This window comes from Parvibaculum sp., from assembly GCF_040882025.1.
In the GTDB taxonomy this organism is placed as follows: Bacteria; Pseudomonadota; Alphaproteobacteria; order Parvibaculales; family Parvibaculaceae; genus Parvibaculum.
In genome coordinates this window covers 15,709-17,710 of the sequence record NZ_JBBECC010000044.1, presented here as the reverse complement: position 1 = coordinate 17,710, position 2,002 = coordinate 15,709, and the positions used below count along the sequence as shown (strand labels likewise).

3 protein-coding genes are annotated in these 2,002 nt (G+C 62.9%); 1 reads left to right on the top strand and 2 read right to left on the bottom strand.

The features are described from left to right. Nucleotides 1-660: acyl-CoA dehydrogenase family protein (locus WEB61_RS02855; protein ID WP_368062817.1), on the top strand; the 660-nt coding region annotated here is incomplete at its 5' end. A gap of 279 nt (nucleotides 661-939) precedes the next feature. Here WEB61_RS02855 and WEB61_RS02850 read toward each other — a convergent pair. Both WEB61_RS02850 and WEB61_RS02845 read right to left on the bottom strand, forming a co-directional pair. Beyond that, on the bottom strand, nucleotides 940-1,212 hold the full coding sequence (locus tag WEB61_RS02850) for a hypothetical protein (RefSeq protein WP_368062816.1): 273 nt from the start codon (nucleotides 1,210-1,212) through the stop codon (nucleotides 940-942). Between the two features lie 62 nt (nucleotides 1,213-1,274). Further along, nucleotides 1,275-2,002, bottom strand: a 728-nt coding sequence (locus WEB61_RS02845; RefSeq protein WP_368062815.1) for an AEC family transporter, incomplete at its 5' end; no start/stop codon positions are given.

Sequence of the window (2,002 nt, the reverse complement as noted above, 5' to 3'; positions counted from 1 at the left end):
TTCCAGAAGAAGCTGATCGACCAGCCGCTGATGGCGAATGTGCTGGCCGATCTCGCGCTCGAAACGGAAGCGGCGACGGCGCTGTCGTTCCGCGTCGCGCGTTCGTTCGACCGGGCGCATGAAGACGAGGCGGAGGCAGCGTTCCGGCGGATCATGACGCCGGTGGCGAAATACTGGGTGTGCAAGCGGGCGCCGAACCTCGCCTATGAGGCGATGGAGTGCCTCGGCGGCAATGGCTATGTGGAGGAAGGGATCGCGGGACGCATCTATCGCGAGATGCCGGTGAATGCGATCTGGGAAGGCTCGGGCAATGTGATGTGCCTCGACGTGCTGCGGGCGCTGGCGCGGGAGCCGCAGGCGCTTGATGTGGTGTTCGCGGAGTTCGAGAAGGCGAAGGGTGCGAATGTTGCCTATGATGGCGCTTTGGAGGCGCTGAAGGAGGCGTTTGCCGATTTCGGCTCGCTGGAGGCGCGCTCACGGCAGGTGGTGGAGCAGATGGCGAAGGTTGCGGCGGGGGCGCTGCTGCTGCAGCACGCGCCTTCGGCGGTGTCGGATGCCTATTGCGCGACGCGGCTCGGCCGCGATTGGGGCGATGTTTACGGGACGCTGCCGGTGGGGGCGGATGTGCGCGCGATTGTCGAGCGAGCGCGGGTGGAGTGACCGGATGCTGCGCGGGGTGCTGATTGTCGTGGCGGTTTCATGGATTTCTCTTTTCGTGAGCGACCGTGGAATCTTGTTCATGGAAGTTTCGAGGTACGAATCTGAGAGTGGAACGGTGGAATCTGACTGCAGCTATCTTACAGCCTTGGGGGTAGAGACTGTTTTTCTTAATGATGGCAATGGATGTAAGAAATTCCCACATCTTCGAGAGCGCGGCGTCGGGCGTCAGGGCGACGCGGCCGTCAGGACTCCGCTTCCATGGTAGACGGGGTGTAGCCGTCAGCTCCTGTGCGAGAAAATGTATTTTAACAACGGCATTCCGAACTGGACGAAGACGCAGGCCGCTGCGCTGACGATTATGGCGGCATTGGCGAAGTGAAAGAGCGCCAAGGGTATCCAGCTTATGAACTGGACGAAGGGCGTCCAGTCTTCATAAGGGGTAGCGTTCGACTCAATCGGACGGGTAGCGCTCCAAAAGAAGAGGGCAATAAACAAAGCGTTGTAACTCATGCTCAGTAGCAATGTGAGGCGCGCAATTTTCAATGGACGCATCATCGTCCCCCAGCGGTTTTTTCTGCACAGCTCATTGATCCCGAACTCAGACGTTATCAAGCCTACCCCAACACCCACAACATCAGCGGCATGGTGATTGCCGCGAGGATGGTGGAGCCGGTGATGAGGCTGGCCATCAGCGTTGCGTCGCCGCCGAGCTGGCGGGCGAGGATGTAGGACGATGTAGCGCCGGGCACCGCGCCGCAGAGGATGACGACGGCGGCGGGGAGGCCGGTGACGCCGAAGACGAAGCACCAGCCCGCCATCAGCACCGGCATGACGAGAAGCTTGAGGCTGCTGGTCAGTGCGACGATCCAGCCGGTTTCGAGCGCGTGTTTCGGCTGGAGCCCCGCGCCGATCGCGATGAGACCGATGGTCAGCGCGGCGGCGCCGAGAATGTCGAAGGTCGGTGCGAGCGGGCCGGGCAGTCCAATCCCCGAGACGTTCAACGCGATGCCGGCCGCACAGGCGAGGATGAGCGGGTTCTTCGAGAGAAGACGCAGCACCGTTCCCATGCCGGCCGGCGTGTCGCCCGCATAGCGCGTCAGGATCAGCACCGAGAGCACGTTGACCGTCGGCACCAGCACCGCGAAGGCGACGGCGGCAAGCGTCACACCTTCGGGGCCGAAGAGCGAGCCGATGGCGGCGAGCGCGACGAAGCCGTTCCAGCGCGCGGCACCCTGGAAGACGGATGAGAATTGTGGGCCGGAAAGCGGCAGCGCCTGCTTCATCAGCATCAGGATCGCGACCATCGAGAAGAGGCCCGCGCCGAGCGCGGAGGCCATGGGCC

Coding starts and splice junctions, on each gene's coding strand:
- WEB61_RS02850 (WP_368062816.1), bottom strand. CDS start 1,212: ATGCGTCCATTGAAAATTGCGCGCCTCACATTGCTACTGAGCATGAGT.